Source organism: Pontibacter qinzhouensis (assembly GCF_008017455.1).
Lineage (GTDB): Bacteria > Bacteroidota > Bacteroidia > Cytophagales > Hymenobacteraceae > Pontibacter > Pontibacter qinzhouensis.
On sequence record NZ_VRTY01000067.1, the window covers coordinates 1 to 17,250 of the forward strand.

General features: G+C 48.7%; 18 protein-coding genes and 4 pseudogenes. 7 read left to right on the forward strand and 15 right to left on the reverse strand.

Going from position 1 to position 17,250, the window contains the following annotated elements; translation table 11 throughout:
• The 5 genes from FVR03_RS16270 to FVR03_RS16290 all read left to right on the forward strand — a co-directional run.
• Window positions 1-2,322, forward strand: a 2,322-nt coding sequence (locus FVR03_RS16270; protein ID WP_187270188.1) for an efflux RND transporter permease subunit, incomplete at its 5' end; no start/stop codon positions are given.
• A gap of 24 nt (window positions 2,323-2,346) precedes the next feature.
• The gene (locus FVR03_RS16275; protein ID WP_147922827.1) at window positions 2,347-3,552 is read left to right on the forward strand and encodes an efflux RND transporter periplasmic adaptor subunit; all 1,206 of its coding nucleotides are present in this window, start codon (window positions 2,347-2,349) and stop codon (window positions 3,550-3,552) included.
• A gap of 11 nt (window positions 3,553-3,563) precedes the next feature.
• A complete protein-coding gene (locus FVR03_RS16280; protein WP_147922828.1) occupies window positions 3,564-3,980 on the forward strand; it encodes a Fur family transcriptional regulator in 417 nt (138 codons plus the stop codon).
• 76 nt (window positions 3,981-4,056) lie between these two features.
• Entirely contained in the window at window positions 4,057-4,413 is a 357-nt protein-coding gene (locus tag FVR03_RS16285; RefSeq protein WP_255474260.1) for a DUF3703 domain-containing protein, read from the forward strand.
• Window positions 4,414-4,423: 10 nt separating this feature from the next.
• Entirely contained in the window at window positions 4,424-6,439 is a 2,016-nt protein-coding gene (locus FVR03_RS16290) for a heavy metal translocating P-type ATPase (RefSeq protein ID WP_147922830.1), read from the forward strand.
• Window positions 6,440-6,474: 35 nt separating this feature from the next.
• Here FVR03_RS16290 and FVR03_RS25215 read toward each other — a convergent pair.
• Window positions 6,475-6,648 (reverse strand): annotated as a pseudogene (locus FVR03_RS25215) (YnfA family protein); the annotation flags it as partial.
• A gap of 44 nt (window positions 6,649-6,692) precedes the next feature.
• On the opposite strand from FVR03_RS25215, the pseudogene FVR03_RS16300 reads away from it, so the two are divergent.
• A pseudogene (locus FVR03_RS16300) lies at window positions 6,693-7,908 on the forward strand (IS256 family transposase).
• Between the two features lie 266 nt (window positions 7,909-8,174).
• Here the strand turns inward: FVR03_RS16300 and FVR03_RS16305 are convergent.
• The 14 genes and pseudogenes from FVR03_RS16305 to FVR03_RS16355 all read right to left on the reverse strand — a co-directional run bounded on the left by FVR03_RS16305 (window position 8,175) and on the right by FVR03_RS16355 (window position 15,947).
• Entirely contained in the window at window positions 8,175-8,399 is a 225-nt protein-coding gene (locus tag FVR03_RS16305; RefSeq protein WP_147922831.1) for a DUF2798 domain-containing protein, read from the reverse strand.
• A gap of 182 nt (window positions 8,400-8,581) precedes the next feature.
• Window positions 8,582-9,342, reverse strand: a pseudogene (locus FVR03_RS16310) (SUMF1/EgtB/PvdO family nonheme iron enzyme).
• Window positions 9,327-9,530, reverse strand: a complete 204-nt coding sequence (locus tag FVR03_RS24985) for an L-histidine N(alpha)-methyltransferase (RefSeq protein WP_255474261.1) — start codon at window positions 9,528-9,530, stop codon at window positions 9,327-9,329. The pseudogene FVR03_RS16310 and the gene FVR03_RS24985 overlap by 16 nt, the downstream one beginning before the upstream one ends.
• A 19-nt stretch (window positions 9,531-9,549) precedes the next feature.
• A pseudogene (locus tag FVR03_RS24990) lies at window positions 9,550-9,774 on the reverse strand (L-histidine N(alpha)-methyltransferase); the annotation flags it as partial.
• A 359-nt stretch (window positions 9,775-10,133) separates the two neighbouring features.
• Entirely contained in the window at window positions 10,134-10,460 is a 327-nt protein-coding gene (locus FVR03_RS16320) for an L-histidine N(alpha)-methyltransferase (protein ID WP_147922832.1), read from the reverse strand.
• Window positions 10,461-10,483: 23 nt separating this feature from the next.
• Window positions 10,484-11,452 (reverse strand): zinc-binding alcohol dehydrogenase family protein, encoded by a 969-nt coding sequence (locus FVR03_RS16325; protein ID WP_147922833.1) that lies wholly within the window; start codon window positions 11,450-11,452, stop codon window positions 10,484-10,486.
• 57 nt (window positions 11,453-11,509) lie between these two features.
• Entirely contained in the window at window positions 11,510-12,160 is a 651-nt protein-coding gene (locus tag FVR03_RS16330; RefSeq protein WP_147922834.1) for a hypothetical protein, read from the reverse strand.
• A gap of 61 nt (window positions 12,161-12,221) precedes the next feature.
• On the reverse strand, window positions 12,222-12,647 hold the full coding sequence (locus FVR03_RS16335; RefSeq protein ID WP_147922835.1) for a YybH family protein: 426 nt from the start codon (window positions 12,645-12,647) through the stop codon (window positions 12,222-12,224).
• 85 nt (window positions 12,648-12,732) lie between these two features.
• Window positions 12,733-13,089: a nuclear transport factor 2 family protein gene (locus FVR03_RS16340; protein ID WP_147922836.1), complete on the reverse strand. Its 357-nt coding sequence runs from the start codon at window positions 13,087-13,089 to the stop codon at window positions 12,733-12,735.
• Between the two features lie 71 nt (window positions 13,090-13,160).
• Window positions 13,161-13,556: an alpha/beta fold hydrolase gene (locus FVR03_RS16345; RefSeq protein WP_147922837.1), complete on the reverse strand. Its 396-nt coding sequence runs from the start codon at window positions 13,554-13,556 to the stop codon at window positions 13,161-13,163.
• Window positions 13,557-13,765: 209 nt separating this feature from the next.
• Window positions 13,766-13,915 (reverse strand): hypothetical protein, encoded by a 150-nt coding sequence (locus FVR03_RS24475; protein ID WP_187270189.1) that lies wholly within the window; start codon window positions 13,913-13,915, stop codon window positions 13,766-13,768.
• Between the two features lie 524 nt (window positions 13,916-14,439).
• Window positions 14,440-14,751: a Crp/Fnr family transcriptional regulator gene (locus tag FVR03_RS24755; RefSeq protein WP_222707253.1), complete on the reverse strand. Its 312-nt coding sequence runs from the start codon at window positions 14,749-14,751 to the stop codon at window positions 14,440-14,442.
• A 492-nt stretch (window positions 14,752-15,243) separates the two neighbouring features.
• Window positions 15,244-15,402, reverse strand: a complete 159-nt coding sequence (locus tag FVR03_RS24480; RefSeq protein WP_187270190.1) for a hypothetical protein — start codon at window positions 15,400-15,402, stop codon at window positions 15,244-15,246.
• Between the two features lie 59 nt (window positions 15,403-15,461).
• Complete coding sequence (locus FVR03_RS16355; protein WP_147922838.1) at window positions 15,462-15,947, reverse strand: alpha/beta hydrolase; 486 nt, start codon at window positions 15,945-15,947, stop codon at window positions 15,462-15,464.
• Between the two features lie 787 nt (window positions 15,948-16,734).
• Here FVR03_RS16355 and FVR03_RS16360 point away from each other — a divergent pair.
• Window positions 16,735-16,944, forward strand: a complete 210-nt coding sequence (locus FVR03_RS16360) for a hypothetical protein (RefSeq protein WP_147922839.1) — start codon at window positions 16,735-16,737, stop codon at window positions 16,942-16,944.
• Window positions 16,945-17,250 lie beyond the last annotated feature (306 nt).

The window sequence follows — 17,250 nt, forward strand, 5'->3', positions numbered from 1 at the left end:
AACCTGGAAGAACTGACCCGGCTATCAAAAGAGATAGGCATGGTGGTAGCTGCCGTGGGAGGAGCCGAAGACCTGTATCTGGAGCAGGTCTCCGGTCTGCCGCAGATCGTGGTGGACATTAACCGTAGGCAGATTGCCAAGTTTGGTTTAGATGTGGAGACGGTGAACCAGGCCATCAACGCCGCCTTTGCCGGGCAAAGTGCCGGAATGGTGTATGAGGGAGACCGCCGCTTTGAACTGGTGGTGCGGCTCCTGCAGGAGCAGCGGCAGGATATCACAGATGTACGGCAGCTTTATGTCACGGCACCAAACGGAAGACAGGTGCCGCTGGAGCAGCTAGCCGCTATTGAGTACCGCCAGGGCCCGAACCAGATACAGCGCGAGGATGCCCAAAGGCGCATCATTGTGGGCTTCAACGTGCGGGGCCGCGACATTGCCGGCGTAGTGGAGGAAGTGCAGCAAAAGATTGACCGGCAGCTACAGCTCCCGCCGGGTTATTTTATGACCTACGGCGGCCAATTTGAGAATTTGCAGGAAGCCAATAAACGGCTTTCGGTGGCCGTTCCGGCTGCCCTGGCGCTTATATTCCTGCTGCTTTTCTTCACCTTCGGCTCTGTCCGGCACTCCTTGCTCATCTTCACGGCCATTCCGCTGTCTGCCATCGGGGGGGTGCTGGCGCTATGGCTCCGGGGTATGCCCTTCAGTATTTCGGCCGGGGTCGGCTTCATAGCCCTGTTTGGGGTAGCCGTACTGAACGGTATCGTGCTGATTGCCGAGTTTAACCGGCAACGGAAGGAAGGCGGTGTCCAGAACCTGCGGGAGGTAGTGCTGAACGGTACCGCCGTGCGTTTGCGCCCGGTGCTCATGACGGCTACCGTGGCCTCGCTGGGTTTCCTGCCCATGGCCCTCTCCAATTCAGCGGGTGCCGAGGTGCAGAAGCCATTGGCAACGGTAGTGATTGGAGGACTGGTTACCTCCACGATGCTCACCCTGGTGGTTCTGCCCGTGCTTTACATGCTGATAGAAGGCTATGTTATGAAAAAGAGGGGCAATAGCCTGGAACGGGGTGGGCTACCGGCTTCCCTTTCACTATTTATTGTTACGGCAGCCTTGGTGCTGGCTGCTGCCCCTGCCGCACAGGCGCAGCAGCAGAAACCAGTAAAAGTTTATTCCCTGGAGGAGGCGGTGAATAGGGCACTTGAGAAGAACCCATCCGTAGAGGCGGTGAGGCTCGGCATCAAGCGAAGCCAAAGCCTCCAGGGTACCGCCTGGGACGTTGACAAAACACAGCTGCAGTTTTCCACCGGAAAGCTGGAGTCCGGGAAGTACGACAATGAAATATCCCTCACGCAGTCCCTGCCCTTCCCGACCGTCTATGCCAGGCAGGCGAAACTGGCGGAAGAACTGGTGGAGGTAAGCAAAATAAACCTGACCCAACGCCAGCGGGAAATTGTCCGGGATGTCCGGTTGAATTACTATGGGCTGGTGTACACCCTTTCCCAATTGCAACTGCTCACCTATCAGGATAGTTTGTATTCACAGTTTCTCCGGGCAGCCAACGTAAGGCTCAGAACCGGGGAAACGAATCTATTGGAGCAGGTGACGGCAGAAACGCAGCTTGCGGAGGTAGGCAACAATGCGTTCCAGGCAAGAGCCGACAGGGCTGCTTTCCAGGCAAGGCTACAGGCTTTGCTGGTAACCGACAGCTTAGTGGCCACGGCTGACACAACGCTTAACCGGCTGCCTTTGCCCATCCATGCCGAGCAACTGGTGGAACAGAACCCAGGGCTCCGGCTGGCCCGGCAACAGGTAGCGGTACGAGAAGCAGAGACTGAACTGGAACGGGCAAAACTGCTGCCGGACCTGAGGCTGGGCTATACCAACCGAGCCATTGCCGGCAGTCACGGGGACAGGGGAATGACGGAGTTGGAACCGGGTCAGGAAGTAATGGTCGGGGTGGGTATCCCGCTGTGGGCAAAGCCCCAAAAGAAGCGGATTGAGGCGGCAAGGGTACAGACCCAAATCGCGCACCAGAACCTGCAACACCTTCGCAATGAGTTGGAAGCCCAGGTGGAGGCGGCGCGTCAGCAGGCGCTCAAGTTCCAGGCCAGCGTCGGGTACTACGAGCGTACTGCGCTGCCCCAGGCTCAACTCATCATAACCCAGGCAACAAAAGCCTATCGGGCTGGCGAGATTGACTACCAGGACTACCTCCTGAACCTGAACAGGGCCTTGGCTATCCGGGTAAATTACTTGGAGGCACTATATAAGTATGACCAGGCCGTCATTGAGCTGCAATTCATCACAGAAAACCAACCATAGCCTACTTAAGCCAAATTAAATTTCATGAAAAGGATAAACCATATACACCTGCTTTTCCTCTTAGGCCTCTTGCTTTTCTCCTCCTGCGGGAAGGAATCCGAACCAGCGCAGGAGTCCGGGGAGGAGCAGGCAGAAGAACAGCACGAAGAGCATCCTCAGATGGTAGAGCTAACCGAGGAGCAGTACCGCGTGGCGGGCATTACCCTTGGGAAGCCCGAGATGCGCAACCTGAGCAATATACTGACTTTAACCGGCAGGCTGGACCTGCCGCCGCAGAACATGGCCTCCGTGAGTGCCCCATTGGGCGGATATGTGAAAAACACGGAGCTGCTGGAAGGCATGCGTGTCCGGAAAGGGCAGCAAATCGCCAGTATTGAAAACCCGGAGTTCGTGACGCTGCAGCAGGAATACCTGGAGGCAAAAAGCAGTTTGGTCTATCTGGAGCAGGAATACCAAAGGCAGAAGGAACTGTCCCGAGAACAGGTCACCTCAGGCAAGGCGTTCCAAAAGGCCACGGCTGAATACAGAGCCGCCAGGTCAGAGGTGGAGGCGTTGGGTGAAAGGCTTAAGATTATAGGCATTGTTCCGTCTTCCCTGCGGGAGGGTAAAATCAGGCGCATCCTGCCCCTCTTTGCTCCATTAGACGGGTTTGTCACCTACATCAACGCCAATGTCGGGCAGTTCGTGAACCCCACGGATGTGCTGTTCCGGATAGCCGACACCGACCACCTGCACGTGGAGCTAACGGTGTTTGAGAAAGACGTGGCCATCCTAAAAAAAGGGCAGAAAGTTCGCTATTCCCTTCCCAACGAGGCGGTAGCGCAGCACCAGGCCACCATCTACCTGATCGGCAAGGAAATCAGCCCGGAGCGAACAGTCCGGGTGCATGCCCATATGGACGAGGAAGACAAAGAGCTGATACCCGGCATGTATGTGCAAGCCCAGGTGGCGTTGGACGGCCGCGAGGTGCTGTCGCTTCCGGGGGAAGCCGTGGTGCAGGAAAACGGGCAGGACTTCCTTTTCCTGTACACCGGACAGGAAAAGGAGGGCGAAGCGGTGATGAAGAAGTTCCGCATGGTTCCTATAGAGAAGGGCGCGGAGGTAGAAAATTTTGTGCAGGTGGCGCTTCCCGCCGATACAGATACCGCTAACACAAACTTTGTGACAAAAGGTGCTTATTCCCTGCTTGCCAAGATGCGAAACTCCGAAGAAGGCGGACACGGGCATTGACTTTTGACTTTATGCTACAGGATTTAGATAAAACTTTGCAACAGAAAGGAGTCCGTCCCACGGCCATGCGGCTGCTGGTGCTGGACTACCTTTTAAAGCAACCGGCCGCCGTTAGCCTGAGCGATTTGGAAGCCTATTTTCACCGGGCGGACCGGATAACGCTTTACCGCTCCCTGAAAACGTTTGAGGGAAAAGGCCTGGTGCACAGCATCGACGACGGCAGCGGGGCGGTGAAGTATGCCCTATGCCCCGATGATTGCACTACCCTGGAGCACCACGACCTGCACGTGCATTTTTTCTGCAGCCAATGCCGCGAGACGTTTTGTTTGCCGAAGTCCCGCATTCCCGATATCGCTTTGCCGGAGAAATTCAAAACAGAGGAGGTAAACCTCCTCGTGAAAGGCACTTGCGGTACATGTAGCGGTTAAAATGCAATGCCATTGCAGAGCATGCGGCCCTACCTTTGTTTCAAAACAGGAAGTCACCATGAAATTCAACCGGAACATGCCGAAGACATTGCGGCCGTTTTTCCGACAGGAGTTAGGCTCTTACCGGGAATTTTTGCTAAAAGGAGACATTCTAGAGGCCTGGACACATCTGGAACGGGCTCATATTCTGGGGCAGCCTTACCCCTTGGAGCATACTGCCGTGCATTTTAAGATGCTCCTTTTGGGGATACAAACCCGGAATGCAAGGGAGATAATGGGGCAGATACCTCGGCTCCTGGCAGGCGGCTTAAAATCCTGGGCAGGGGCGATCCCTCTGGGCAACACAGGCGGAGCAAATGTTTCCGCCTGGAGACCGATGCCTATTCCCAATGATTTGCAGGCTATCATACGGCAGGCAAATGCTAACCTTTAAACGTAGGATAATGAAAACAACTGAAAATAACACTCCTAGTGCTCCATTGAAACCGATGGAGATTACCTCTCCCCGAACCGCTGAACAACCGGGACCTGTCAAAACCGATGAAAAGGGCTGTTGTGAGGTGCCATCCGGCAAACCCGGTGCCCAGGATGAACAGGAAGAGCACGAAGGAGCTTCTTACGCCCCTACGATCATAAGCCTAATTATACTTTTAAGCGGCATAGCGCTGGATTATTTCAAAATAGATTGGTTTACCGACTATATCCGGTTAGGAGTCTATGGTATGGCGTATCTATTGGTTGGGGGAAAAGTTCTCATCCATGCTGCCGGGAACATTGGAAGAGGCGAAGTTTTCAATGAGTTCTTTTTGATGGGAATAGCCACCCTGGGGGCTTTCTATATCGGCGAATATGCCGAGGGCGTAGCGGTGATGTTGTTTTATGTTATCGGGGAGCATTTCCAGGAAGCGGCTGTGGCCCGCTCCCGCAAATCCATAAGGGCGTTGCTAGATAACCGGCCGGAAATTGTAGGCTTGGTGCAACAGGGTCAGGTAAGGCCTATTAACCCGCAGCAGGTTAAAGTCGGCGATGTCATAGAGGTAAAGCCCGGCGAAAAAGTAGCCTTGGATGGGGAGCTTCTCTCAGAGCGTTCCTCTTTCAACACGGCAGCGCTTACCGGTGAATCCAAACCGGATACCAAAGCCAAAGGTGAGAAAGTACTGGCTGGCATGATTAACCTGGACCAGGTTATTCAACTAAAAGTCATTTCTACCTACGAGAACAGTGCCCTTTCCAAGATTCTGCAATTGGTGGAACAGGCCAGTGGCCGCAAAGCCAAAACCCAGCAGTTTATAACCCGGTTTGCTAAAGTCTATACGCCGGTGGTGGTTTATATGGCCGTTGCGCTGACTGTTATTCCATACTTCTTTGTGGACGATTACGTGTTCAATGATTGGCTCTACCGGGCTTTAATCTTTCTGGTAATCTCCTGTCCGTGTGCCTTGGTCATTTCTATTCCCTTGGGTTATTTCGGGGGAATCGGGGCGGCATCCAAAAATGGCATTCTGTTTAAGGGGTCCAACTACCTGGATTTAATGACAAAGGTGGATACCATCGTAATGGATAAAACCGGGACTTTGACTGAAGGAGTTTTTCAGGTGCAGGAGGTACAGGTACATGGCTGGGACAAGGCCGAGTTTCTAGCCCTTACGGCAGCCTTGGAAAGCAAGTCCACCCACCCCATTGCCTTAGCCGTGGTGGCTCATGACGGTGAGGGTTACAAGCAGAAAGATGTAAAAGACGTGGAGGAAATATCCGGCCACGGCCTGAAAGGAATGGTTGACGGTAAAGAACTCTTAGTCGGGAACAGTAAACTGTTGAAGAAATTCAATGTGGGGTACCCGGCGGAAGTTGATGCCATTGTGGAGAGTATCGTATTGGTGGCCATCAATAACCAGTATGCCGGTTATATCACCATTGCCGATAAAATCAAAGAAGATGCTAAGGCGGCTATTGAGCAGCTGCACGGGCTGGGCATCAGGAACATAGTGATGCTATCCGGGGATAAGGATAATATCGTGCAGAAGGTGGCAAAATCGTTGAATATTGACCAGGCTTTTGGCGGGTTATTACCGGAGGATAAAGTAAGCAAGGTAGAGGCCCTTAAGAAGGAAGGCAGAAATGTAGCCTTTGTTGGCGACGGTATCAATGATGCGCCGGTTATCGCGTTGGCTGATGTGGGAATGGCAATGGGCGGTTTGGGCTCGGATGCAGCCATCGAAACCGCCGACGTGGTGATTCAGAATGACCAGCCTTCTAAAATAGCCACGGCCATCAATATAGGGAAAAGTACGAATTGGGTCGTCTGGCAGAACATTGGCTTGGCCTTCGGCGTGAAGGCATTGGTGTTGGCTTTCGGGGCCTTTGGCGTGGCCTCCATGTGGGAAGCCGTATTTGCCGATGTCGGGGTCGCTTTTTTAGCAATTCTAAATGCTATCCGAATTCAGCGAATGCGCTTTTGAGAAGTGGAATTTCTTAAATAATCGTGGTACGTGCTTTATTTTCTGGGCATGTAAATGATAGCCCAAACCCCAGGCAAAGCTATCAACGCGCCAATAATATCGTATCGGTCTGGTTTAAAATCATCAACCTTCCAAGCCCAAATTAAGGCTATCACAATGAAAATACAACCATAGGCCGCTTTTACCCTTCTTTTCGAGGCTGTAAAATAAACTGTGTCAAAGGAATCGTAGTATTACTTGTAACACAGCAATCATGGAAGAGAATAACAGCCTGGATCTGGAGAAGATCAAGCGCCAGTTTCTGAAGGAGTTCAGAAGCGGCAAACCCACCTTCGGTAAAGACGGAGCACTGGCTCCCATTCTAAAACACTTCTTAGAAGCAGCCCTGGAGGCAGAAATGGACCTTCATCTGGATGAGGAGGAACGCGGGAAAGGCAACCGTCGCAACGGTAAAGTAACAAAGCAGGTTCGCACCACAGACGGCACTATCGAGTTGGAGAGCTCCCGTGACCGTTCCTCGAGTTTTGAGCCGCAGATTATCAAAAAGCGGGAGACGATCCTGGCTGAGAACCTGGAGCCCCGCATCCTGAGCATGTACGGCCTGGGGATGAGCTTTCGGGACCTCTCCTCTCACCTCAAGGAGATGTACGACATGGATATCTCCCACGACACGCTCTCTGCCCTGACAGAGAAGATTGTGCCCCAGGTAAAGGAATGGCAGGCAAGGCCGCTGGATGGGCTCTACTGCATCGTCTGGCTCGATGCCATGCATTACAAGGTAAGGCAGGAAGGGCGCACAGTTTCCAAAGCTGTCTACAATATTTTGGGCATTGACCGCACCGGCTACAAAGAGCTGCTGGGCGTGAATGTATCGGAAAGTGAAGGTGCCAATTTCTGGCTCTCGGTGCTCACCGACCTGCAGCAGCGGGGCGTGAAGGATATGCTCATTGCCTGCATCGACAACCTCAAAGGCTTTGCCGAGGCCATCACCAGTGTTTTTCCGCAGGCAGAAGTACAGAGCTGCATCGTCCGATCCGCAATAGCCTCAAATATGTAGCCTCTAAAGATCAGAAGGAGTTCATGCGGGACCTCCAGCCAGTCTACAGGGCAGAAAGCAAGGGACTGGCCGAGCTACGGCTGCTGGAACTGGAGGAGAAGTGAAGAAATACCCGAAGGTGCTTGAGAGCTGGCAGCGAAACTGGGAGAAGCTGAGCACGTACTTCAAGTACGCAGAGCCGATCAGGAGGCTTGTCTACACCACCAATGCCATTGAGGGCTTACACCGCCAGGTACGGAAGGTGACCAAAACCAAGGGGGCTTTCCCCTCAGACATGGCCCTGATGAAGCTCATTTACCTCTCGCACCAGAACATCAGCAAGAAGAGGGTCATGCCGCTTGCCGACTGGAGCCAGACGGCTCAGCAGCTAGCGATCTGGTTCGGGGACAGGATGCAGCTGGATTTGAAGTGAAACGCACTTCAAAAGTTTGGCCCTTTTGCTATAAGGACTCACGCCAGAACAGCAAAAGGGCCAGTAAACTGAAATAAGGAAATGACACAGTTTAGATTACACTCCCTTCTTTTCAACGAAATGAATTTCTCTTCATTTCGTTTCACCTATGTCCTTCAATCTGCAAAACTATAACAATTTCCGTTCTTTTAAACGGCGAACTGTTTGCAGGCAAAGAGTTATGCGTCACAGCAACCGTACTGGTAGCAAAAGTGCCTTCGGTTTAACTAGGGTCTTGCAGCCACCCTTTCAGCCAGCTTTTTTGCGAATGGAATAATGAAGAATGCTGTAATGTATGCAACCGGGACCATCGCCGTCCATGAATGGATAAGCTTATAGCCCCAGTCCTCAACAAAACCGTAGTTCCGGGCTATACCTACAAAAGCCATAATGAGGGTCATAGGTAGGACCACAAACAAGGTTTGGATGTGTCTTAAATATTTCTTGTTCATACTTAGTAGAAAGTGTTTTTCTATTCCGTCAGCTAAATTACAGATAAAATTTAAAATTGGCCGTAATCCCCTGACTGCTCAATTTACACATGCTAGTAGAGAGTGGTTCTTACCAGTGAAGAGCTCCTGTCTATGCTTGTTCCTAAACTACCTGCAGAAGACCATTTTACCCAGCCATGTCCCTACTGTTCAGCAAGCCTGATTCCGCTAAACTGCCATTGGTGCTGCGGATGGAAAAAGTTGCGGTAGCTCTTGCGGCTGTGCCCTGCTGGCGTAGAGACAGAAGCACCGTGGAGCACCATTTGGCTTACCTTGAATTTCCCGTTGTACTCGCCAACCGCACTGGCCGCCCTTCTGTATCCCGGATAAGGCAGGTAAGCACTGTTGGTCCACTCCCAGCGTTTACCCCAATCAAAATAATCTGCCGCGACTTCCCACTCCGCCTCGGTCGGTAGCCGCATCCCCTTCCATGCCGCATTCGCAGCAGCCTCATAATAACTGATGTGGCATACGGATTCTGCAAGCGGAACCTCCTGTAGCCCTGCCAAAGTGTAGTGCATCCATTTTCCGTTTATATTTAAACGAGTTACTTCCTGATCTACATAGCTACGGTAGCGGTAAATATCATTTACATCAGGCCGGCTCAGGTTGCCCCTGTCTGTGCGCACCACTCTTGCTCCCACCGTCTCATAGTAGCTATTAAAGACGTAATTATACCGGGGGTCAAACTGGCAAGGAAGGCTTCAGCACAAAGGTTTCAAAAAACCAGGTCATATAGCCCCATATGCCATTTTAGAGGACTGACATCCACCACAGGCTGCACCACGTAATCTTCTTTTTGAAGTGGCGCACAAATATCTTCCGTAAGTTTTCTTACAACTTTGTATTGTTCTAATAACTTGCTCCTAGATTGAAAAACGAAAAGGTCTAAACTACTTTCCAGATAACATCGGCAAACCAGCTTTTGGAATCGGAGCAGTTGTAGACCGGTGCAAAACCTGATGCTCTGGCAAGACTATCTACCTCTTCCAATGTATACTTTTGTGAAATCTCCACAAAGATGGTTTCATCATGGCCAAACACAACCCTGCCGCCGCCAATAACGACTGTTAGGTCCCGTAGACTTACCAAGTAGCTTTTACAGGTTCCGTTACCAGGGTCGTAAGTATAGGTAATGCTCAAACGCATCCAGCTCGAAATCACCGTAAAGCTCTCGGTTGATGCGCTTAAGCAGGTTCAGGTTAAACCTGCCGGTAATACCTGCTCTGTCATTATAAGCCTCCCAGATAGTCTCTGGGTGTTTTTTTAGATCAAAGCCCAGCAGCACCAGATCACCCGGCTTCAAATGCGCCCAAAGTTTATCGCAGAATACAGCAGCCTCCTGAGCTCGACTTTAGCATTTTTAGAAATCAAGAATAGTCATATGCTCTGATAAAGGCTATTTAAAGATTACATTTTTGAATATCGAGTAAATTTCACGACATCCAAAAATAAAAAAGTTATTCAAACAAGCTTAAATGGCGGGTTTTGCACGTTTTGAAAAATGCTAAAGTCGAGCTGAGGCTCCATATTGCCGATGTTTGCCCTTAGAAACATGACTACCTTGCGTCTGCTTGAAAGCTCCGAAGCTATACTGAGCATGTCAAAATATTCCCCTCCAGGTATGTGATGTCTAAGCTTGTTATTTCTGCCTTCAGCCTGGTTTAAAGAACCGACAGGATGTTGCCGGATATATTAGGTGAAGCCAGCCTGTTGGTCTGCCAGGTACCTGAGCAGGTACTGTGATTTGGTGGCGTCACCGGCCCCTAGTTCAATCAGATTAAATGCTCCGTTAACGGAAGTAAGGATTTTAGCAAGCTCGGCTGCCTTGCTTTGAAATTTCTCAAGTTCACAATTGGTCAGATAGTATTCCGGGCAAGCCATGATCTGCTGAAACAGCATGTCCCCTGTCTTGTCGTAGAAGTATTTCGAGGGAAGTCTTTTCTGTACCTCCTCACGAAATTTCTTCAATAGGGTATCGGTCTGCGCAAGTGCATTCACAGGGCAGTTAGTTGAATTCATGATGCATGGTTTTATTTTTAACTTTAATTCCCTGTGAGAACAACCAGCTTTCCGCCAGCCGAATTGCTTTCCATAAACTGATGCGCTTCTACAATCTCACTGAGTCGGAATGATTTGCTGATGCTCAGCCGAATGGCACCTGCTTCCACATCGCGGATAAACTGCTGAAAGCTTTGCTGGTCTACTCTGATCTGCCCGCTGTCGTAAATCGTGAGGTGGACAGTAGCGGGGATGTATTCCATGGGTGCGAAATCTGCCACTGACCATTGTTCGGACAGCATACCCGTCATGCATACCGTGCCCCCGGGAGCGGTACAGTGCAGCGAGTCCCTCAGGGTGGAGGCACCGACCAGCTCCAGAACCTTCTCTACGCCATCAGGATAAATGGCCCTCACTTTTTCTGCCAGGCTGCCATCATCGATGAGTAAGTGGTCAGCTCCGTTGCCTGACAGCAGCTCCCTTTTATCCGGTTTTCTGGTGGTAGCCAGTACGGTAAGTCCGCTCCTTTTAGCCAGCTGGGTAGCCAGCATACCAATTGAGGAAGTGCCGCCTCTGATAAGCAGGGTTTCATCAGGTTTTATTTTCAGCGCAAGGTGCAATGAGCCGTAAACAGTCTGGAACATTTCGGGTATGGCCCCCAGCTGCTCCCAGCTTAGATGGCTTTCAAATGGATAGAGCAAGGATTGGGGAAGAACCGCATACTCCGCGTAGCTTCCGTCAAAGTCCCGTCCCATGCCCCCCATAAAAGCAGCTACTTTCTGCCCCGGCTTTAATTTTCCTGCTGGGTCAAGTTCCACTACGCATTCAATCCCCAGCACCCTTGGCAACCCAACGTTTGGTGATAAACCTTTGCGCGTCATCAGTTCCGAGCGGTTCAGACCGAATGCTTTTACCCTGACCAATACCTGATCAGCGTTAGGAGTAGGGATGGGCCTATTCTCCAATACGAAGTTTTCAGCACCGCCAGGTTGATATAATACTGCTGCTTTCACTGCTTATGCTTAAGGTAGGATCATGTTATGCACTTGAATCAGACGGAACCGATATGATTAGTCGGTATAGAGCTTCAGATTTGTAAAGAATCTCTCTGTACCAATATCCACCCAAAGACCGATGGCACCTGTGGCGTTTTCTCCATGTTTTAGATCATTCACAATAAGTGAGGGCTGCTTATTGTCATTTATGAAGAGTTTGGCTTGTTTACCCTTGACTACGATTTTCATTGTAATCCACTTATTCAAACCCATGTCCGTGTATGATTCATATTCTTCCGGCGATTCTTTTCTAAGCCGCTCAAACTTGAAGTCAGGGTAAGAGTAATACTGAATGGAATGATTCCGTCTCACTTGGTTGTCGACCCTAGCGTTGGTCGGACGGAGGTATATGCACTCGAATTTTGAATTTTCCTCGTTGATTCTGAAAGCAACGCCCATAAAACCTCGGGCGAATTCAGGTGCATCTTCCAGAAGCCGGCTCAGCACCTTAACTTCTATTATCCCATCTTTGAAGTCAGTCCCGCTTACTTTGATAAAGGTGGCTTCGTCAAACGCTTTCACCGCAGTATCCTTCACTGCTTTCACTGCCTTTCTGCCCTTCAACTTTTCGGTTGATATAGACACATTCACCGGTTCAAGCCCTTTTTCATCAAGCTTGAGTTTCTGGGAAAATAAATCGGTGATAATGAGCAGGAAACAGCTCATTATCACCGTTATGAAATTTCTTATCTTTTAATTTAAATCACTCTAACAATTATTCATGCGCTTAAATGGAGTGATTGAATACCTTATAATTCCCATTACTGCTCTTCAAATTATTGAAGGTGTAGCGGAAGATTTTCCACTCCTCCTGCTCTTTACGCAGAACAAAGAAGTCTCGGCTTGTTTGTTGAGCTTCCCTATTGGTGGCAAAATCGGTAGTAATTGTTTTTGCTGTGGCCTGTACGAATGCATATCCGCCGTCAACTATCGTATTTTGAACGTAGTAGTCGATTTGAAAGCGCACTTTCTTGAAGTAGTTATTGCTTCTTTTAACTAATTCACCGGTAGAGAGCACCCTAAAACCATGCGGCATAAACTGCCCGTCTTCGGTATAGAAAGATGGAATGGAGGGCGCATCAGCTGTGTTCAAAGCTTGTGCGTACTGGCTGAGCAATTTTTCAACTGCTGCCTGTTCTGTTTGCGTTTTCATTTATTTACTCTTTTACTGTTTCAACCATTTATTTTATTTCCTCAATTATTTCAGCCTTTGCTGCAAACGAAGAGGTTTCTCCCGCTTACCTGGCTATCCTGTAATCGGCAACCGTATGGAACCTGATTTTGTCGCCTTCCAGGAAAAACGTGTCCGATCCTATTGGGATTTTGGCAACTGCCGATTCCCTTGACCATGCTATGTAAGCTACATAGCCGATAACTGTCAGCTGTTTCATTTCAAAGGCAGAGCCTGTAGGTATGGTTATGAAAAAGTCCTCGAAGAATTTACGGATTGCAGCAAGTCCTTTTAAAGGGCCATCTGGCGTCAGCACTACTGACTCCTCTGTATAATCTTTCATGATTTCTTCAAGGTTGTTGCTACCAAAGGCGGTGAGATGATGTGTTAGTACCTCTTTTGTTATGTTTTCGAGTTTTGCCATTTTATTTGATGTTTTTAATTAATACTTTGATTTAAGCCCTTCAGAAGACAGTCTCAGTGTGCGAGTATAAATTACTGTTTCAGGAAAGGCTTCATACTTGCCCATACTGCCGGGAAGTTTACCAGAAAGACAGGGTGAGGCATATTGGGAATATTGCTCAACTGCGCATGAGGAATCATTTTATAAGCTGCGATGACAGTCTTCAGCGGGGCGTTCCGGCCCAACTCGCCTGCCATCACCAGAACAGGAACCTGGATGGCACTCAACGTTACTTCACCTATGGTTACCGAGGTATAGTACTTATTCAGGCTCACTAACCACTCGTCAAATTTTTGCGGTTCGGGCATTAAGGCCAGCTGCTGTTTAAAGTAGAGACTGTCCATGCTGAATAGTATTTGCTGGGTATTGTTGAAAGTTCGGAAACCCTGTTTCCACTCCCCGGCACCAAAGGCAATCAGCTTCTTCACTTTCTCCGGATGCTACGCGGCAAGAAAATATCCTGTGTATGCCCCGTCACTGAAACCCAAAACAGTCACACTGTCTTTTGTCACCGCGCTGATAACGGCATTGACGTCCTCTTCCTTGCGCTCGTAAGTGGGAATCCCCGTGCCCATTTCCGATTTGCCATGCCCTCGGGTAGATACGGCAATGACCTGACGGCTTTGAGATAGGCTGTCTATGTAATATGTGATATCTCGTAGGTAGAGCCCACCACGCCGCCATGGAGGACAACAATAGGCTCTCCTTTGCCATACACCTCATAGTAGACTCTCGCATTTCCGGCTTTCACGTAATGTTCTGCTTTGGGATTGTTGCCGTAAGGCATGGCATCAGCCGAAGAAGGTTTAGCTTGCAGGAAGCGCCTTAGTTGTTTTTTAGCTTGGACCTGACTAAAGGTTGCATTAGCCATGATCATTAGGACCAGAAAAATCCTTACTTTTAAGAATCTGTGCATTATCATGTAATTTAAAAACAATGCAAAGATCTGGCATATAAGCATGTTAGGCCAATATATTATCTTAATAAATACCCTTAAACTAGTTTAAGCCTTGAAGCTAGGTAGCTTGTGAATCAGGCTTTGTAAGTCAAATCTTTTCTGATCTTACTCAGGAATTCTGGTGTAATGCCCAGGTAGGATGCGATTTGGGTATTGAGCAGTCGATTAGCTAAATTTGTATATTGCTCAAGGAATGATAGGTAACGATCTTCTGCAGTTGAACTGATGTTTTGCAGCACCCGGTTTTGTAGCTCAATGTACTGTTGCTCAATAATTATTCGAAAGTTGCGGTCAAATTTATGAAAGTGCGTGTACAGATAAAGCAGATCTGCATGGTTTATTTGAAGGACTACTTATGGCTCTATAGCCTCTATATAAGCGCCACTCGGCTTTTCAGAGTAAAAGCTGCTCAAGTCGGTTATCCAGTCATTTTCAGGTGCAAACTGTAAATTATGCTCCTTGCTAGTAGGGTCCACCGCGTACATTTTGAAACAGCCCGATACTACGAAGGTGAAGTGACGGCATACATCGCCCTGCTGCAATATAAATCCGCGCCGTTTTATCTTACGTTCAGAGAAGCGTCTTGATAACTCTTCACGCTCCTCTTCATTCAGCGGGAAATAGTTTTTAAAGTATTTAATTAATGTTTCGAAGGAGGTAGTCATACATTTCGGTGCTTCCGCTAGCTTAGACCGTGGTGGCCGGAACTGTAAAGCTATACAAGTAACAAGCAGCTATAGTCATGGCAGCATAGAATTCAGATCGAAAAGCATGATCATCTAGTTCAACAGTAAGCATAAAAAAGGGCTGATGTACTACATGTACGCCAGCTCCCGCTCTATTTATGATACGAATTATTTGGTCTTGTTGTACATATAGTCAGCGGTACCTTGATAAAGGCGGGCGGGGCTTTGCGGCACCCATCTCAACATACTATTGCGAATCAATGCCTGCTTCAGGGCAAGCTCCCCGTTCGGGTTTAGCAAGTCGGCATAAAACGCAGGATTGAATAAGGCAGGTGGGCTGGCGGTCAATTGGTTGTTTATTTATTGCCTCCCGCTTTATGGTTCCGTTCAGTAAATTCGGTGTACGGCTGGCGTAAGGCTCCTGAAAAAAGTTTGTCAAGGGGCGGTTCCAGTCGTAGGTGGTGTTATAACCTATACTATGAAAGCAAGGAAAGAAGGCTCCGTATATGTGGTGGCAGTGGCGATGCCGGTTAGCATACCAGTCAAGTCATATCCGCCGGCCCCTGCCGCCACCGCTGTCAGCGTTAGGCTATGCTCCAGGTTGGTTTCTATTTCCTTCTGGGCGCCCATGGTCACATAGCCGCCCTCTGAATAGCCAATTAGGAACAGGTTAGCCGTTGACCGGGAGCTTAATCGGCTGCTTTGAGCATATCCACAACGGCAAGGGCCGAATGCTGCTCATCGTAGTAAGGGTGAAAAATCTCTTCAGATACACCGTAGCCGATAAAGTCTGGGATTAGGGTGCTATAACCGGCCAAGGCCAGTAGTTCAAAGTCTGTAAAGGTGGCGGGGAAGTTGGAAGGAGTGTCGGCATCAGCAAACATGGTGCCGTGCAGTGCACTCAGCAAAGCTGGCGGGTCTGGTGTGCCTTGCGGAATAGCCAGCATACCGGAGGATTCTGTCTCGTTCCCCTTATAGGTGGTCTTATAGGTGAACCTGTAGAAGGCGATATCATACTTGAGAAGGTTCACCGCACTGCCAAAGCCAGAGGTCTGCGCCAAAGCCTGTATTGCAGTTTTTGGAATGGTGCCTACAGAGGTGGCCGATACTAAGTTCCCGGTGTCCTCAGGTTTCGGCACGTCTTCCTCGGAGCCCTGCAGGATGAAGATGTTCACCAGCAGGAGCCAGCTGAAGCCACGAAAGCTTTTTTTATCGATTTCATTTCATTGTGGGTTAAGTAGGGTCTGGTTAAAAAGTCCTTTATTACTAAAGCTGCTCATCTTCATCCTATAACTATATATTCATTTGCTGTTACTGGCAACGTTCATTAAAGCTTAGGACAAGCAGTAAAATGTGGCAATTTTGGAAGTATGAGGGCATTTTTATATTTTATCTTAACTGTAATAAAGGCAAACATATCTGTTTTGGCTGTTTAAATACATGGGTAAATATGGCTCGTATTTCTGAAGTTAGTTGACTATTAGGGTTGCAGTGTGCTAGTAAGTGCAAGGGTTATGACTGTTATAAGCTAAAAACCTTGCACTTGAGCAACTTGAAATTATGACAAGTTGCTCATTTTTAGATGCTTGTGACTTTTTCGCCAGACCCTAAGTATTGTTTTTAGCAATGTACGCATCAGGAAATGCTAATTGAAGCTACGTAAAGCAAATGGCTTTATAGACTTGGATTCAAGAGATAAAAAGATGATTGTTTTGTAAATTGCAGAACTTATCCGCTCTGGAGAACGCTTAAGAAGCTTCCTGAACTAACAATATGTCTATTTTATTATTGATTATATCTTTTAGTGAAGCATATTTATCAGCAGGACAGTTATTTAAATTTATCCGAAAGCTTACACTTTTTGTTCAGGTAAGATGATTATGAACAGTTCTAAAATGAAAAAAGATTTAGCTACTCGCATAAGCTATATGATCTCCAACTACTACTCTCAACCTGAAGTCAGTGGCAAAGCTTGAACACTACAAGGCATGGCTGGAAACGCTTAAGGAGCCAATGAAGGCCGCCTTTACAAGGGCGGGGTTTGAATCCGCTAAATATTCGTCGGACTTTCGCCGCTTCTTTGCGGATTCTGACGACCAAGGGTTAGAGCGGTGGCTTAAAGGGAATCTTTCACCGGAGGAACACAAGGAATGGGAACTGTATGGCAATTAAACCCTTACAGCATCCAAACAAAATTAAAGTCGGTGCTTTTCTTTTTCCGCAGAACAGATAGCTTTGCATCCGCAATACAGGCTTTTATGGGACGGGCGAATAGGGTTTGCCCTATGTGACAGAGGAGAAAGCAGGGCAGCTTTAATTTAGAAGTTCCTACTCTGGATAAATAGGCTAAACAGCTTAGGTCCCAACGGAAAACCTGTGCATTTCTTGCTGTACTGAACCTATGGGCTCTCCTGCATGGCCCTCACTTTCCTTTACTTATGACCACTTCTCAAAAAAATATTAAAGACTTACTTTCAA